The sequence below is a fragment of the Methylopila capsulata genome (assembly GCF_016907975.1).
Lineage (GTDB): Bacteria > Pseudomonadota > Alphaproteobacteria > Rhizobiales > Methylopilaceae > Methylopila > Methylopila capsulata.
Window position 1 is genome coordinate 531,740 of record NZ_JAFBCY010000002.1, and the last position, 14,910, is coordinate 546,649.

General features: G+C 68.2%; 11 protein-coding genes. 4 read left to right on the top strand and 7 right to left on the bottom strand.

All coding sequences use genetic code 11. The features are described 5' to 3' along the window. Positions 1-273: 273 nt before the first annotated feature. The 6 genes from JOD31_RS08210 to JOD31_RS08235 form a co-directional block, all read right to left on the bottom strand. On the bottom strand, positions 274-1,686 hold the full coding sequence (locus JOD31_RS08210) for a sensor histidine kinase (RefSeq protein WP_204949844.1): 1,413 nt from the start codon (positions 1,684-1,686) through the stop codon (positions 274-276). Next, positions 1,683-2,423 (bottom strand): response regulator, encoded by a 741-nt coding sequence (locus JOD31_RS08215; protein WP_204949846.1) that lies wholly within the window; start codon positions 2,421-2,423, stop codon positions 1,683-1,685. The genes JOD31_RS08210 and JOD31_RS08215 overlap by 4 nt, the downstream gene beginning before the upstream one ends. A 90-nt stretch (positions 2,424-2,513) precedes the next feature. After that, positions 2,514-3,428: an SDR family oxidoreductase gene (locus JOD31_RS08220; protein WP_204949848.1), complete on the bottom strand. Its 915-nt coding sequence runs from the start codon at positions 3,426-3,428 to the stop codon at positions 2,514-2,516. Positions 3,429-3,430: 2 nt separating this feature from the next. Continuing rightward, a complete protein-coding gene (locus JOD31_RS08225; protein WP_246482394.1) occupies positions 3,431-5,641 on the bottom strand; it encodes a xanthine dehydrogenase family protein molybdopterin-binding subunit in 2,211 nt (736 codons plus the stop codon). 8 nt (positions 5,642-5,649) lie between these two features. After that, on the bottom strand, positions 5,650-6,183 hold the full coding sequence (locus JOD31_RS08230) for a (2Fe-2S)-binding protein (protein ID WP_210341438.1): 534 nt from the start codon (positions 6,181-6,183) through the stop codon (positions 5,650-5,652). Beyond that, positions 6,180-6,785, bottom strand: coding sequence for a class I SAM-dependent methyltransferase (locus tag JOD31_RS08235; RefSeq protein WP_204949849.1), 606 nt, complete (start codon positions 6,783-6,785; stop codon positions 6,180-6,182). The genes JOD31_RS08230 and JOD31_RS08235 overlap by 4 nt, the downstream gene beginning before the upstream one ends. 278 nt (positions 6,786-7,063) lie before the next feature. Between JOD31_RS08235 and JOD31_RS08240 the strand changes: the two genes are divergently transcribed. Together JOD31_RS08240 and JOD31_RS08245 are read left to right on the top strand one after the other, a co-directional pair. After that, positions 7,064-7,225: a hypothetical protein gene (locus JOD31_RS08240; protein WP_204949850.1), complete on the top strand. Its 162-nt coding sequence runs from the start codon at positions 7,064-7,066 to the stop codon at positions 7,223-7,225. A 1,267-nt stretch (positions 7,226-8,492) separates the two neighbouring features. Beyond that, the gene (locus tag JOD31_RS08245) at positions 8,493-9,077 is read left to right on the top strand and encodes a TetR/AcrR family transcriptional regulator (protein WP_204949852.1); all 585 of its coding nucleotides are present in this window, start codon (positions 8,493-8,495) and stop codon (positions 9,075-9,077) included. A 94-nt stretch (positions 9,078-9,171) separates the two neighbouring features. Here JOD31_RS08245 and fabF read toward each other — a convergent pair whose 3' ends face one another. Next, positions 9,172-10,446, bottom strand: coding sequence for a beta-ketoacyl-ACP synthase II (gene fabF, locus JOD31_RS08250; RefSeq protein WP_204949854.1), 1,275 nt, complete (start codon positions 10,444-10,446; stop codon positions 9,172-9,174). 253 nt (positions 10,447-10,699) lie between these two features. Here fabF and JOD31_RS08255 point away from each other — a divergent pair, with 253 nt between their 5' ends. Together JOD31_RS08255 and JOD31_RS08260 are read left to right on the top strand one after the other, a co-directional pair. Then, positions 10,700-11,785, top strand: coding sequence for an efflux RND transporter periplasmic adaptor subunit (locus JOD31_RS08255; protein ID WP_204949856.1), 1,086 nt, complete (start codon positions 10,700-10,702; stop codon positions 11,783-11,785). Further along, the gene (locus JOD31_RS08260; RefSeq protein ID WP_204949858.1) at positions 11,782-14,895 is read left to right on the top strand and encodes an efflux RND transporter permease subunit; all 3,114 of its coding nucleotides are present in this window, start codon (positions 11,782-11,784) and stop codon (positions 14,893-14,895) included. The genes JOD31_RS08255 and JOD31_RS08260 overlap by 4 nt, the downstream gene beginning before the upstream one ends. The last annotated feature ends 15 nt before the right edge of the window (positions 14,896-14,910 follow it).

The following is a 14,910-nucleotide window of genomic DNA, read 5'->3' on the forward strand; positions in this document are numbered from 1 at the left end:
CGTCGGGCGATGCCGGTATGCCATCGAGAAGACGGGACCCTTGACCCACGCCTTGCCGCTGCCCGAATGGCCGCGTCGGTCTCGTCGTGGGTCGCGCCTTCGCACGAAGGCGGCGGCGCCTGTCGCGACCGGATACAGGAGAACGTCCGAAGCGTCGGATGTTCCGTATAGCTCCCCGGTCAGGAGCTGGCGCAGAGAAGAAGCCGGGCCGCGCGGCAGGCACCCTCTCGCGGACGACGAGGAACTGCCCAGCGTGGAGCGAGTCCACGCCGATTAGATCGGTGCGTGACGCGGCTGCTCGGTCCTGTACGGCATCGGCGATCTGGCGTCGCCGGATTGCGCGATCGAGGCCTCGACGAGAGCAGGCAGATCGACCCGGACGACCAGCCCATGAGGATCGCTGGCGAGCAGGGTCATGGTCCCGCCGTGGTTGCGGACGATCTCGTCGACGATCGACAGTCCGAGGCCGAAGCCGCCCGGCGCAGTGGCGGCGCGGCTCGCGTCTCCCTTGAAGAAGGGCTCCACCACCTTGGCCCTAAGCTCCTGCGGGATGCCCGGACCGTCATCGGCCACCTCGACGCGGACGCCGCCATCGGCCAGCGTCTCCAGCCGCACCGTGACGAGCCCGGCGAACTTCACGCCGTTGTCGACGAGGTTGGTGAAGGCGCGGACGAGCGCCTGGGGCTTGCAGGCGAAGGCGAGCCTCGGCGGCCCCTCGTAGGACACGGGCAGATCGAGGTTGGCGAAGTCGTGGCAGACCGTCTGAAGCAGGCTCGGGAGGTCAACCCGCACGGCCGCCTCGCTCGCCACGTCGCGCTGCAGGTAGTTCAGCGTCTCCTGTATCATCGCGTCGATCCGGCTGATGTCGGTCAGCATCGCGTCGCGAAGCGCCGGGTCCGTCGAGCGCTCGGCGCGCATGCGGATGCGCGTCAGCGGCGTGCGGAGGTCGTGGCTGATCGCCCGGACCATCCGAGTCCGACCATCGATCATCTCCCGGATGCGGGCCCGCATGTCGTTGAGGGCGCGCGCCAGCGCGCTGATCTCCTTCGGCCCGTGCTCCTCGAACGGCCGGTCGGGCCCTTCGTCGGGACTCAGCGCTTGCGCCGCGCGGGCGAAATTCGTCAACGGAGCCGTGATGATGCTGCCGACGTAGATCGCCAGGAGCAGCATCGGAAGCACGACCACGAGAACCTTCGGCAGGAACAGCAGGCGCTCCGGGTGAAGCAGCGGCAGCGACGGCCGAACCGCCGGCGTGAACGCCAGCACGTCTCCGCCTGCGAGCGGGACGGCGATGACCTCCTCGGACGATCCTGCGATCGTGCGCTTGCGAACCTCGGCGCCCAGCGACGAGGTCAGCTCGCCGCTGATCTCGGCGAGGTCGCAGTCCGACGTCTTGAACGGGACAAGCTCCGCGGCCGCCGTCCGGGCGCTGAGGCGCTCGACCTTAAGCCCCGTCTGGCTCGTGGCGGTCATGACGGCGTCGGCGGCCTGCGGGGAACCCGAGACGGCGAGCTGGGACACGACCATCTGGATCTTGATCGCGACGCGGCTCTTGTAGGGCGTCTTGTTTTCGCTGCTGTAGATGAGGCTCGCGATCACCACCACGGCGAGGATCGGCAGCGCCGTCAAGATGATGATCTGCCTGCGGATCGAGCCGCATAGGAACAGCGAACGCCAACGGTTCATGACGGCTCCACCATCGGCGTGAACAGGTAGCCGCCGAGCCGCACCGTCTTGATGAGGCTCGGGTCCTTTGGGTTCGGCTCGAGCTTCTGGCGGATGCGACTGATGTGAACGTCGACGCTGCGCTCCACGGGCCCGGCGACGCCCGCATGAGTGAGCGACAGGAGCTGCTCTCGCGTGAGCACGCGCCCGGCGTTGAGGCAGAGCGCGACGAGGAGATCGAATTCCGCCGTGGTCATGAACACCTGCGACCCGGCTTCGTCCACCAGGGTGCGGGCCACCGGGTCGATCCGCCAGCCCGCGAACGTCATGGCGCCGGCGCGCTCGGGCCGCTCGGACCCGTAGGACGCACGCCGCAGCAGGCTCCTGATCCGGGCGAGAAGCTCCCGCGTGTTGAAGGGCTTCGTCACATAGTCGTCCGCGCCGAACTCGAGACCGACGATGCGGTCGACGTCCGTCGCGACGGCGGTGAGCATGATGATCGGCGTGCGCGCCTCCGCACGCAGGCGCCGGCAGATGCTGAAGCCGTCCTCGCCGGGCAGCATGACGTCGAGCACGATCAGGTCGAAGGACTGCCGGCGAAGGAGCCGGTCCATCTCCGCGCCGGACTGCGCGGTGGCGGCCGCGTATCCGTTCTGCTGCAGCGTCTCGGCCAGCATCTCGGCGATGTCGCGGTCGTCTTCGACGAGCAGGATCGTCGCCGTCAGCTCCGGGGCGAAGGTCTGAATCTGGAGGTTCATGACACGCGATGGCTCGACAAAGGGCGATCCCAAGGTCCCACGCCAAGGGCCGTCCGTCACGGCGGGAAATATTATGTTTTATAAAGCGGGCTAACCGAAGGGAGCGCCCGTTAGCGCCTCCGAATAGCGCCAGAGCCGCTGCGCAGCGGCCCCGTCCAAGGCCTGAGGCGGGATCCTGGCTGGCGCCGGATGGCCCCGCGTCTCGCCGAGCCTGTCCGGGCCGTAGTAACCGCCGGGCTTGGCCTCCCGCGAGGTGGCGGCGAAGAGCGTCGGCAGCGCGCCTCGGGCCGCGGGCTGAAAGAGAAACCACAGCAGAGACCGTGCGAGCCCTGCGCCGCTCCAGCGGCCAGGGGCGTTGTGCAGGAGGTCGGTGCGCGCGATGCCCGGATGCGCCGCGATGCTCGTGACGCCCCATTGGCCGGCCTCGCTGCGGCGCTGCAACTCAAACGCGAACATCAGGCAAGCGAGCTTCGACTGACTGTAGGCAGCCATGGTCTTGTAGGCCTTCGCCGCGTTCAGATCGTCGAAGTCAATGGCGCCCTGGCGCGCCGCGACGCTCGACAGCGTGACCACGCGGGGGTCTTGGCCGTTCCGCAACAGCGGCAGGAGGTGAGCCGTCAGCGCGAAATGGCCGAGATAATTGGCGCCGAGCTGCTGCTCGAAGCCGTCCTGGGTTTCCTGCCGGCTCGGCGGCGTCATGACGCCTGCGTTGTTGACCAGCAGATCGAGGCGTTGCCTCTGGTCCCGCAGCCTTTCGCCGAGATCCGCGATCGATCTCAGGTTGCCCAGGTCCACCTGCTTGAACGTCACGTTCGCCAAGGGCTCCTCGCGCAGGATTCGTGCGACCGCGTTCGCTCCCTTCTCGGGATTGCGGCCCGCGATGACGACCTCGCCGCCGGCTCGCGCCAGAGCGAGCGCTGTCTCGTATCCGAGCCCTCCGGTTCCCGTAACGACGGCCGAGCGGCCCTTCTGGGACGGGATGTCGGCTGCCGACCACCGCGCCACGGTCAGCTTGCCTTTCCGAAGAGACGCGCGTTCGGGGGATCACCCACGCGCCGGAACGGCAAAGCCTGCGTCGGAGCGCCGGTGAGCGCCAGGATCGCGTTCGCGACCGCGGGCGCGATCGGCGGCACGCCGGGCTCGCCCATGCCGCTCGGTCTCTCGGCCGACGCCATGATGTGGGTCTCGACCGCCGGCATCTCGTTCATGCGCAGCACCTTGTAGCGGTCGAAGTTCGTCTCCTGGACGAGACCGTCCTTCAGCGTGACGGCGCCATGGAGCGCCGCCGAAAGGCCGTAGCCGACCCCGCCCTCCATCTGCGCCGCGATCTGGTCTGGCGAGATCGCGACGCCGCAGTCCACCACCCCCACCACCCGGCGCACCGAGGGCCGCCCGTCGACAAGCCGGACTTCCGCGACCTGGCCCACCACGGTTCCGAAGCTTTCGTGCACCGCCATGCCGCGCGCCCAGTCGGACTCGATCGGTTCGCTCCATCCGGCCCTGCGGCGGAGCTCGTCGAGAACGGCGAGACGTCGCGTCGCGCCCGCCTTCTCATAGAGCGCGCGCCGGTAGTCCGCAGGATCGCGGCCGGCCCTCAGCGCCAGCTGGTCGACGATGTGCTCCATCGCCATGGCGGTGTGCGAATGGCCGACCGACCGCCAGAACTGGACCGGCACGGGACAGCTTGGCGCGAACACCTGTCCGTCCACGACCGACGCGGTTGCGAAGTAAGGAGAGTCCCTCACGCCTTCGATGCTGAAGTCGCTTCCGATCGGAAGCAGCGGCTGAGCGACGACGTGATGGCGCCAGCGCGCCGGAAAGCCGTCCGGACCGAGCTCGACCCAGGCGCGGTGATGCGCCATCGGCCGGTAATAGCCGCCGGTGATGTCGTCCTCGCGGGTCCAGATCAGCTTGACCGGCGCCCCGTCGGTCCGCTTGGCGATCCGGACGCATTCGACGAGATAATCGGCCGACATGACGCCGCGCCGCCCGAAAGAGCCTCCCGCCGGCAGCACCTTGATGTCGACTTTGCCAGGCAATGTGAGCGCGACGCGCGCGGCCTGGACCTGGTCGATCGTCGGCATCTGTGAGCCGGAGACGATCTCGACGCTCCAGCCGTCGACGCGGGCGACGCAATCGACCGTCTCCATCGGGGCGTGGGCGAGATAAGGAAAATCGATCGCGAACTCGATCGCATCGGGCCCGAACGCGGCCTTGGCGTCACCGATCGTCTGGAACGCGCTCGGTTTGACGTCGGATCGGCCTTCGCCGATCTCGTGGTGCCAGCGCACAAGTTCCGGCGATGAGCGCGTCTCGGCATCGCGGTCGTCCCATTCGATCTTGAGCGCCTCGCGCCCTCTGTGGGCCGCGAAGGCGCCGTCCGCGACTACGGCGACGCCCGTCTCGATCTCGAAGACGTCGACCACGCCTTCGATCTTGCGCGCTTCGCCGGCGTCGAAGCTCGTGAGCTTGCCCCCGAAACGCGGGCTGCGCGCCACCATTGCGGTCAGCATCCCCGGCAGCTGGACATCCTGCGTGTAGATCTGGGCGCCGGTGCTTTTCGGCAGGCTGTCCTTGCGCCGCACACGGTCGGCGCCGATCAGGCGGTAGACCTGCGCCTGTTTGAGGGTCGGCGTCTCGGGAGCGGGCTGCCGCGAGGCTTCCTCCAGCAGTTCGGCGAAGGTCGCGGTCTCGTCGGAACCGAGATGCGACACGACGCCGTCCAGCACCATGATCGACTCCTGCGCCACATCCCAGCGGAGCGCGGCGGCCGCGACGAACATCGCGCGCGCGGCTGAGCCGGCGTTCCGTAGCAAATCCCAGTTTCCAGCCACCGATCCGGACCCGGCCGTGAACTGCGGGCCGTAAGCCCGGAAATTGCCGTGCGCCTCGACCACGCGCACCCGGTCCCAGTCGGCGTCGAGCTCTTCGGCCACCATCGCTGCGAGACCGGCGTGGATTCCTTGGCCCATTTCCTGATGCTTGTTGACGACCGTGACCCAGCCATCGGCGCCGATGCGGATGAACGGCCCGAATGCGCTCGGCTCCGGGTCCTGGCCGCCGCCCTGCAGGATGGCGCCGACGACCTGGGTTGGATGGGTCACTGAATAGCCGACGACCAGGGCGCCTGCGATGAGCGATCCGCCCAGGATCAGTCGGCGGCGGGACATCTGGAACCCGCCCTTCGAGTTCATGGCCTCGGTCGTGGCCTTGGTCATGGGCGCGCTCATGGCAGAGCCCTCTCGTTGCTCGCCTGCCTTTGCAGCTGTGCGGCGGCGTCGTGGATCGCGGCGCGGATACGGGGGTAGGTGGCGCATCGGCAGAGGTTGCCGCTCATGGCGGAGTCAATGTCCTCGTCGGTCGGGGACTTGATGTCGCGCAGCAGCGCGATCGCGCTCATGATCTGCCCGGACTGACAGAAGCCGCATTGCGGAACGTCGCGCGCAACCCAGACGTCGCGGACCGCTTCGGCCTCGGCTCCGGTCACGGCTTCGATCGTGACGACCTTCGCCGACGCGACGTCTTCCAGCGCGAGTCCGCACGAGCGCACGGCTTGGCCGTCGAGATGGACCGTGCAGGCGCCGCACATCCCGACCCCGCAGCCATACTTTGTCCCGCTCAGTTTCAGCGCATCGCGAAGCGCCCACAGCAGCGGGGTGCGGCCGTCGGCTTCGACGCGATGGACGTGGCCGTTGATCGACAAGGAATGGAGCACGAAGCCCTCCCTAAAAATGCGCCGGTGGTTCGTTTCGGAGATCAGCGCCAACCGGAGAACAGCGGTCGCTGGGCGCGGCGCTGGATGCGGTGGACGGACGCCGGCGGAACGTTCGCGAGCGCCCAGCCGACGCGGACCGCCTTGAGGCCCAGCCGATCGAGGATGGGGCGGGCGACCGGGCATGTCGGTCCGTAGGTGAACTGATAGAAGGCGCCGCCCGGTCTCAGATGACTGAACGCGGCGTCGAGGATCGCGATGACCTTCCGGGGCTTCATCGAAAGCAGCGGAAGCCCGCTCACGACGGCTCCTGCCAGTTCCCCGTCGAACAGGTCGACGCCGCGCAGCTGCGAGGCATCCATCCAGAGGGTCCGCGCTTGCGGGAAGCGCGTGTCGAGCAGAGCGGCGAACTCCGAGCCCGTCTCGATCAGCGCCAGCTGGTGCTCCGGCACGCCACGCGCGATCAAGGCCTGGGTGAAGACGCCCGTGCCGGGTCCGAGCTCGATGACCGCGCCCGTCTCGGGGCCGATCTCCGCGGTCATCGCCTTGGCGAGCGTCGCCCCAGATGGAAAAACGGCCCCCACCCGCAGCGGCGCGGTCAACCATTCCCGCAAGAACGTAAAGCCGTCGAAGGTCTGCGTGGCGGTCATGAGCTTGGGTCCTGGTGGCGCGAAGCGGAAAGACTGCGTCAGCCGCTTGCGAAACAGGACCGTGGAGCGTCGGAGCGTTGCGTTGGATTGAGTGATGTTAAGAGTTGTTTCCGCCGGAGTTCATTGGGCGGCTCTGCCGGAGCGCGGCTGGCGAACATTTCTTAACATCACTCAATCCAACGCAACTGCGGGGCGCGCCATGGTCCCGTCACGACAGCGACCGGCGCCGCGCCATGCGGCTCCCGGACGCGCTGACCCCGACCATGAAGGAGCACCCGATGTCATTCGGGAAAGCCGCCGCCGCTTCGGCCATCATCCTCGCCCGAGCCGTCGCCTTCGGAGCCTCGCTGCTGCTGTCCTCGGAGGCGACCGCGAAGACGACGCCGGTGGTCGACGAGGCCGGACCGACGATCAGCGCGCCCCTTGTTCCTTGGATGTGAGGCCCGCAATGACACGCTGGACAAGATTGAGCGGAGCCCGCTTGCTGTGGCTCTTCCTGCTGCCTCTGCCCCTGCTGACGGGCTACGCCGAGAGCGGAGATCCTCTCAAGACCATGAGCCAGATCTCAAACCGCGCCGCCAAGGGCGACCGTCTCCCCACTGCGCACGCTGACCGCGCGGCGTGGACGCCCTGCGCGCCCGTCCGTCCTTCACAGGACGTCGGTCGATGCGCAGCTTTGGCGAAAGCGGATTGAGACAACTGCCCGCGATCGATTGAACGCTCTGGTTTCTCGCGGAACTGACCGCCTCTGACCCGGAGCCGACCTTCGACACGTCCGGTTGCCGAAGGCGAAGAGGGTCAAGGGCAAAGTGGAAGACTAGCGCTGCTCTATTTTCCTTAAGGCCAATCGCCCGCCGGCGGCGGCGGCGGACTGAGGCGCGTCATTGCCCCCTAGGCCGCGAAGAAAGCGTGTCGTAGCTCCGGTCAACTGACTGGACGTTGCTCTTCCACGTCCCAACGATGCGACAGGCGATCCGGAACGCCTCGGTGCCGGAGCTAGGTCAAGGATAGGATCTGACCACGGGAACCGCCTGTATCCTTGGACGAGCGTAACAGTTGCTTCTTCTTCTGAAGGAGCTTCAGGTTAGCCGAGATCGTCTTATGGTCCTTGACGAGCTCGCGAGCGGGTCGACAGCGCGCGGCGCCTGCATCCCCGAGATCGACGCCAGCAGCACAACCTGATCGCCAGTGAGAGAAATGGGCTGGCGAGTTGTATCCAGCCGACGCGTGAGCTCGCGGCGAGCTTTCTGAACCGCCAGCAGCAGATGTCGGACCCCGCGCCGCTTGTGTCCTTCGATTGCATGGTTTGGGTCGCGTCAATATCTCGATCACATGCGCTTCCGAAGCAGGCACGCCTGCCTACTCCGCGGCGGCGAAAGTTTGCGTCGGCGGCGTCGAGATCGGTCGTTCCGGCAAACCTCCTCCATCGCCCCTCATCTGATCCAGCCGTTCTTCGAGTTCACGCAGCCGCTGCTCGAGGCGAGCGAAGCGCTCGCCGTGCGGATCGTCTAGTCCGGCGAGCGCCTCCTGAAGCGTCCGCAATCCGTTCCAGAATCCACCCACGGGGTTATCCTCGGCCCAAAACGTTGCCTGACCTGCGGCGCAGGCTTTAAGATGACAGTCGTAACATGATATTATGTACGACATACAAAGGGCGCGACGTCGATCCCGTCAAGCGGGCGGACGCGCGGAGGAGGAGACACGCACATGCCGCTCAGCAAGGAGCACAAGGCCGCCACGCGTGAGCGCATCCTGTCGCAGGCTGCAGCGCTGTTCCGGCGCGACGGGGTCGACGGCGTCAGCGTGCCCGCCCTCATGAAGGAGGCCGGCCTGACCCATGGCGGCTTCTATGCTCACTTCAGCTCGAAGAACGCGTTGGTCGCGGAGGCGGTGACGCGCTCCCTTCAGGGAACGACCGATCATCTGGTCGAAGCCGCAGAACGATCGAAAGGGCCGCGGAAGGATCGCGCGGCGGCGGCGATCGACGAGTATGTAAGCCGTGGTCATCGCGATCATCCGGAAGCCGGCTGCGCGATCGCGGCGCTCGGGGCGGAGACCTCCCGCGGTGACGCGGTGGTGCAGCGCGCAGCGGCGGACGGCGCGCGGGAGGCCGCGGCGCGTCTCAGCAAGACGCTTGGCCTCGGCGACGACACGAGCGACGAGGTGCTCGCGCTCTATGCCGGAATGATCGGCGCGATCGTGCTGGCGCGCGCGTGCCGGGACGACAAGGCCCTGTCCGACCGCGTGATCGAGGTCTGCCGCGAGCGCCTGAAGATGAACTTCCCGGTGTGACCGCCTCCGCCGCTCTCCGGCCCGGGGCCGACGGCGGCCGCGGATGGGAGCCGTTGCGCCTGAGGGAGCAGCTCGTGACGATGTTCGAAACCCGTCAACGCATGCGCCGGAACAGTGCGCTTGCGTTGACCCCACCAAATCCGAAGCCGTTCGTCATGGCGACCTCGAGCGGGGCCCGGCGGCTCGTGAGGGCGACGAGGTCGAGCCCCTCCGCGGCTGGATCAGGGTCGGTGAGGTTCAGCGTCGGGGGAACGATCCCGTCCCGCAGCGCGAGGATCGCGAACACGGCCTCGATCCCGCCTGCCGCGCCGAGCAGGTGCCCGGTCGCCGACTTCGTCGAGCTGATCGCTGGCCCTGCTCCGGTTCCGAACACCGATCGGATCGCCGCAAGTTCCCCGAGGTCGCCGACCGGGGTGGACGTCGCGTGGGCGTTGATGTGGTCGACGTCCGACGGCGATATCCCCGCCTGATTCAGCGCGAGGACCATCGCGCGCCGGGCGCCGTCGCCGTCCTCCGGCCCCGCGGTGAGGTGATAGGCGTCCGCGCTCGTGCCGTAGCCCACGAGCTCCGCGATCGGCTGCGCGCCTCGCGCCAGAGCGTGTCCTAGCGCCTCGATCACAAGGACCCCCGCGCCTTCGCCCATGACGAAGCCGTCGCGCGCGGAATCGAACGGCCGGGACGCCAGCTCGGGGCGGTCGTTGTGGGCGCTCGACAGCGCGCGCGCCGCGCCGAAGGCCCCGAGGCTGACGCGGTCGATGCAGGCTTCCGCGCCGCCGCAGACCGCGACGTCGATCTCGTCCGCTCGGATCATGCGCGCGGCGTCGCCGATCGCTTGGACGCCAGCGGCGCAGGCGGTCACCGGCGCGCCGAGCGGGCCCTTGAGCCCATGCCGGATCGACACCCATCCGGCCGCGAGGTTGGCGAGGAACGACGGCACGGTGAACGGCGACAGTCGCCGAACTCCCTTCTGCTCAGCGGTCCGCACCGCCTCCACGATTTGTGGAAAGCCGCCGATGCCGGACCCGATGATCGTCGCAGTCCGTTCGCGCTCTTCCGCCGAGGCCGGGCGCCAGCCGGCCTGCGCGATCGCTTCGTCGGCGGCCGCGATCGCGAACGCGATGAAGCGGTCCATCTTGCGCTGGTCCTTAGGTGAAACCGCAGCGTCGATGTCGAACCCTGCTTGCCTATCCTCGGCGATCGAGGGGACGACCCCGCCGACCTTCGCGGCCACGTCCGGGACCGTCTCGTCGGGCAGTCGGCGGATCCCCGACTGCCCGGAGACGAGTCGACGCCAGACAGGCTCCACGCCGACGCCGAGCGGCGTCACGAGTCCCATTCCGGTGACTACGACGCGTCGCGGATGGCTCATGGCGAATGCTCCTTGCGTTGGACGCCGCTGGCCTCGATCGCGGACGGCTTGCGTCCGGAGGTCGCCGCGGTCGGCCACCGACCTGGGCCTGTTGGGTCGCATGACACGCCCAAGCGAAAACCGACCGCGGCAGCGTCGCGGCGAGCGGATCCCGACCCTCGGAGGGAGGCGGCCGAAGAATCCGCTTGCAAGCGACGCAGGTCCTTTTTATATGATGACCATAATTTGTAAATAGCGCGGGGACAGGAAACCGATGACCAGCGTCCGCATTGCCTGCCTGATCGGCGCCGCGACGGCGGCTCTCGCGTTGGGCGCCTGCAAGCCGGAGGCGCAGGCGGATCCGCGCCAGGCGGCTCGGGTGGTGCAGGTCGCCATGGTCGAGCCGGCCGGGACACAGCGCCGAGCCTTCACCGGCGTGGTCGCTGCCCGCGTCCAGAGCAATCTCGGCTTCCGGGTGCCCGGCAAGATCGTCGAGCGCCTCGTGGACACGGGCGTGAGCGTGAAGGCGGGGCAGCCGCTGATGCGGATCGACCGCACCGACCTCGACCTCGCGATCACGTCCCGAGAGCGCGCGGTGGCCTCCGCTGACGCCGTCCAGAAGCAGGCTGAGGCCGACGAGGTCCGCTACCGCGAGCTCCGCAAGGCGGGTTGGTCGACCCAGCAGCGCTACGAGCAGGCCAAGGCGGCCCTCGACACCGCGAACGCCCAGCTCGAGGCCGCGAAGGCGCAGGCCCAAGTGGCGCGGAACGAGAGCGCCTACTCGGTTCTGAAGGCCGACGAGGACGGCGTCGTCGTCGAGACCCTGGGCGAACCCGGGCAGGTCGTCTCGGCCGGCCAGGTCGTCCTGCGCATTGCCCGCAGCGGCTCCCGCGAGGCGTCCATCAGCCTGCCCGAAAGCGTGCGCCCGCAGATCGGTTCGGAGGCCGAGGCGACGCTCTACGGAGGCGAGCTGAAGGGGACGGCGACGCTGCGCCAGCTCTCCGACGCCGCCGATCCCCGCACCCGGACCTATGAGGCGCGCTATGTGCTGGGCGGGGACGCCGCCAAGGCGCCGCTCGGCGCGACGGTGACGGTCAGCGTCGCGATCGGCGACGGGGCGACCGGAACGCGGGTGCCGCTCGCTGCGCTGAACGATGACGGTTCCGGCGCCTTCGTCTGGGCCGTCGCGGACGGTCCGAAGCTCCAGCGGCGGCCGGTTAAGGTCGCCCGCCTCGGCGCAGACTTCGCCACGCTCGATGAGGGACTGGCGACGGGCGAGACCGTGGTCGCCACCGGCGGCCGGTTCCTGCGCGAGGGCGACGCGATCCGCATCTCCGAGCAGAAGGCCGCGATGCAATGAGCGGCTGGAACCTGTCGGCGCTCGCGGTCCGCGAGCGCGGGATCACACTCTTCCTCATCATCGCGATCGTCATCTCGGGCCTGGTCGCCTACCTCAAGCTCGGACGCGCGGAAGACCCGCTGTTCACGGTGAAGGTGATGACGGTCACCGCCGTCTGGCCTGGCGCGACCGCGCAGGAGATGCAGGACCTGGTCGCGGACCCGATCGAGAAGAAGCTCCAGGAGCTGCAGTATTACGACCGGGTCGAGACGCTGACGCGGCCGGGGCTGTCGCTGTCCACCGTCACGCTCCTGGATGCGACGCCGCCCGAAGCGGTGCCAGCCCAGTTCTATGAGGCGCGCAAGAAGCTCGAGCTCGGCGATCTCAAGACACGGCTGCCGCAGGGCGCGCTCGGGCCCTTCGTCAACGACGAGTATTCCGACGTCGTCTTCGCGGTCTACGCACTCAAAGGGCACGGCCTGCCGGAACGGCAGCTCGTGCGCCACGCCGAGACCGTGCGCCAGCGCCTTCTGCACCTGCCCGGCGTGAAGAAGGTCGACATCATGGGCGAGCGGCCCGAGCAGATCTTCGTCAACTTCTCCTATGCGCGGCTGTCGACGCTCGGCGTCAGCCCGAACGACGTTTTCGCGGCCTTGCAACGTCAGAACGCGGTCACCGCCGCAGGCTCGGTCGCGACGTCGGGACCCGAGGTGTTCCTGCGCCTCGACGGCGCGCTCGACGACCTCGACCGCATCCGCGACACGCCGATCGTCTCGAACGGACGCGTCATCAAGCTCTCCGACATCGCAACGGTGGAGCGCGGCTACGAAGATCCGCCCACGCTGCTCGTCCGCAACGGCGGCGACGAGGCTCTGATCCTCAACGTCGTCATGAAGGAGCGCTGGAACGGCCTCGACCTCGGCGCGGCGCTCAGCAAAGCCGAGACGACGCTCGGCGCGGACCTGCCGGTCGGCGTCACGATCTCCAAGGTCACCGACCAGGCGGTCAACATCGAGGAGGCGATCGGCGAGTTCACGCTGAAGTTCTATGTCGCGCTCGCCGTGGTGATGGTCGTATGCCTCATCAGCCTTGGGTGGCGCGTCGGCATCGTGGTCGCGGCGGCCGTCCCGCTGACGCTCGCGATCGTTCTGGTGATCATGATGGTCACCGGCCGCATGCTCGACCGCATCACGCTCGGCGCGCTGATCCTGTCGCTCGGCCTGCTGGTCGACGACGCGATCATCGCCATCGAGATCATGGTGGTGAAGCTCGAGGAGGGCCTCGACCGGATCGAAGCTGCGACCTACGCTTGGTCGCACACCGCGGCGCCCATGCTCGCGGGGACCGTGGTCACCGTGATCGGCTTCCTGCCGGTGGGCTTCGCGCGATCGACGGCCGGCGAATACGCCGGCAACATCTTCTGGGTGACCGGCTTCGCGCTGCTCGCCTCGTGGGTCGTGGCGGTCGCCTTCACGCCCTATCTCGGCGTGAAGCTGCTGCCCGACATCAAGAAGCTTCCGGGCGACGCTCACGGCCAGATCTACGCGACGCCGATGTTCGAGCGCTTCCGGCGTCTCGTCTCATGGTCGATCCGGCGCAAGTTCCTGGTCGCCGGCATGGTTGCGGCGACCTTCGCGGTCGCCGTCGTCGGCATGGGACTGGTGAAGCAGCAGTTCTTCCCGACTTCCGACCGTCCCGAGGTGCTGATCGAGGTCCAGATGCCGGAAGGCACCGGGATCAACGTCACGAGCTCGATCACCAAGCGCGTCGAGGACTGGCTGCTCAAGCAGCCGGAGGCGAAGGTGGTCACGGCCTATGTCGGCGCCGGCGCGCCCCGCTTCTTCCTCGCCTACAACCCCGAACTGCCCGATCCGTCGTTCGCAAAGATCATCGTGCTGACGGGGAGCGAAGCGGAGCGTGAGACGCTGAAGCATCGGGCGAGGCAGGTGATCGCCGACGGTCTCACGCCGGAAGGCCGCGTCCGCGTGACGCAACTCGTCTTCGGTCCCTACACCCGCTTCCCGGTCGCGTTCCGCGTCATGGGGCCGGACCTCGCGGTCCTGCGCGACGTCGCGAACAGGGTGCAGGCGGTCATGGAGGCCAGCCCGAACACGCGCACCGTCAATCAGGACTGGGGCGAGCGGGCCCCGACGGCTCGCTTCGTCCTCGACCAGGACCGGTTGCAGTCGATCGGACTGACCACCGCGGACGTCTCCGACCAGCTCCAGGTGCTGTTGCGCGGCGCCACCGTCAGCCAGATTCGCGAGGACATACGGGCCGTTGCGCTGGTGGTGCGGAGCGACCTCGGCGCGGCGCCCGATCTTGACCGGCTTGGAGACCTGACGCTCATCAACCGCGACGGACAGATGGTGCCGCTCAGCCAGATCGGCCATGTGGAGACCCGTCCCGAGGACCCGGTGACGCGTCGCCGCAACCGCATCCCGACGATCACGGTTCAAAGCGACATCGACGAACGCCTGCAGCCGCCGCAGGTGACCGCCGAGGTGTTCAAGGCGCTTCAGCCCACGATCGCGGCGCTCCCTCCGGGCTACCGCATCGAGATCGGCGGCAACGCCGAGGAATCGGACAAGGCCAACGCGGCGCTCGCCCCGATCTTTCCCATCATGGTCGGCTTCATCCTGCTGGTGCTGATCGTTCAGGTCCGCAGCTTCGCGGCGATGTTCATGGTGTTCCTGACCGCGCCGCTCGGCCTGGTCGGGGTCGTGCCGACGCTGCTGCTGTTCGGCGTGCCGTTCGGCTTCAACGGCATCCTCGGGCTGATCGGCCTCTCCGGAATCCTGATGCGCAACACGCTCATCCTGATCGGGCAGATCCACACCAACGAGGAGGAAGGCATGAGCCCCTACCAGGCGGTCGTGGAGGCGACGGTCCAGCGCGCGCGTCCCGTCGTGCTGACGGCGCTCGCCGCCGTCTTCGCCTTCATGCCGCTCACCACCTCGGTGTTCTGGGGCTCGCTCGCCTACACGCTGATCGGCGGAACCGCGGCCGGCACCGTGCTCATCCTGCTCTTCCTGCCCGCCCTCTACGCGATCTGGTTCCGCATCCGGCCGGAGACGGGCGCAAGCCCGGCGCCGATCACAGCGGCCACGACCACGCCCGCCCACACCTGAGCCATTCAATCAACG

Bases quoted from the DNA above. Each gene is read 5' to 3' on its own strand.
- JOD31_RS08210 (WP_204949844.1), bottom strand. From the start codon at position 1,686: ATGAACCGTTGGCGTTCGCTGTTCCTATGCGGCTCGATCCGCAGGCAG.
- JOD31_RS08215 (WP_204949846.1), bottom strand. From the start codon at position 2,423: ATGAACCTCCAGATTCAGACCTTCGCCCCGGAGCTGACGGCGACGATC.
- JOD31_RS08225 (WP_246482394.1), bottom strand. From the start codon at position 5,641: ATGACCAAGGCCACGACCGAGGCCATGAACTCGAAGGGCGGGTTCCAG.
- JOD31_RS08235 (WP_204949849.1), bottom strand. From the start codon at position 6,785: ATGACCGCCACGCAGACCTTCGACGGCTTTACGTTCTTGCGGGAATGG.
- JOD31_RS08240 (WP_204949850.1), top strand. From the start codon at position 7,064: ATGTCATTCGGGAAAGCCGCCGCCGCTTCGGCCATCATCCTCGCCCGA.
- JOD31_RS08245 (WP_204949852.1), top strand. From the start codon at position 8,493: ATGCCGCTCAGCAAGGAGCACAAGGCCGCCACGCGTGAGCGCATCCTG.
- fabF (WP_204949854.1), bottom strand. From the start codon at position 10,446: ATGAGCCATCCGCGACGCGTCGTAGTCACCGGAATGGGACTCGTGACG.
- JOD31_RS08255 (WP_204949856.1), top strand. From the start codon at position 10,700: ATGACCAGCGTCCGCATTGCCTGCCTGATCGGCGCCGCGACGGCGGCT.
- JOD31_RS08260 (WP_204949858.1), top strand. From the start codon at position 11,782: ATGAGCGGCTGGAACCTGTCGGCGCTCGCGGTCCGCGAGCGCGGGATC.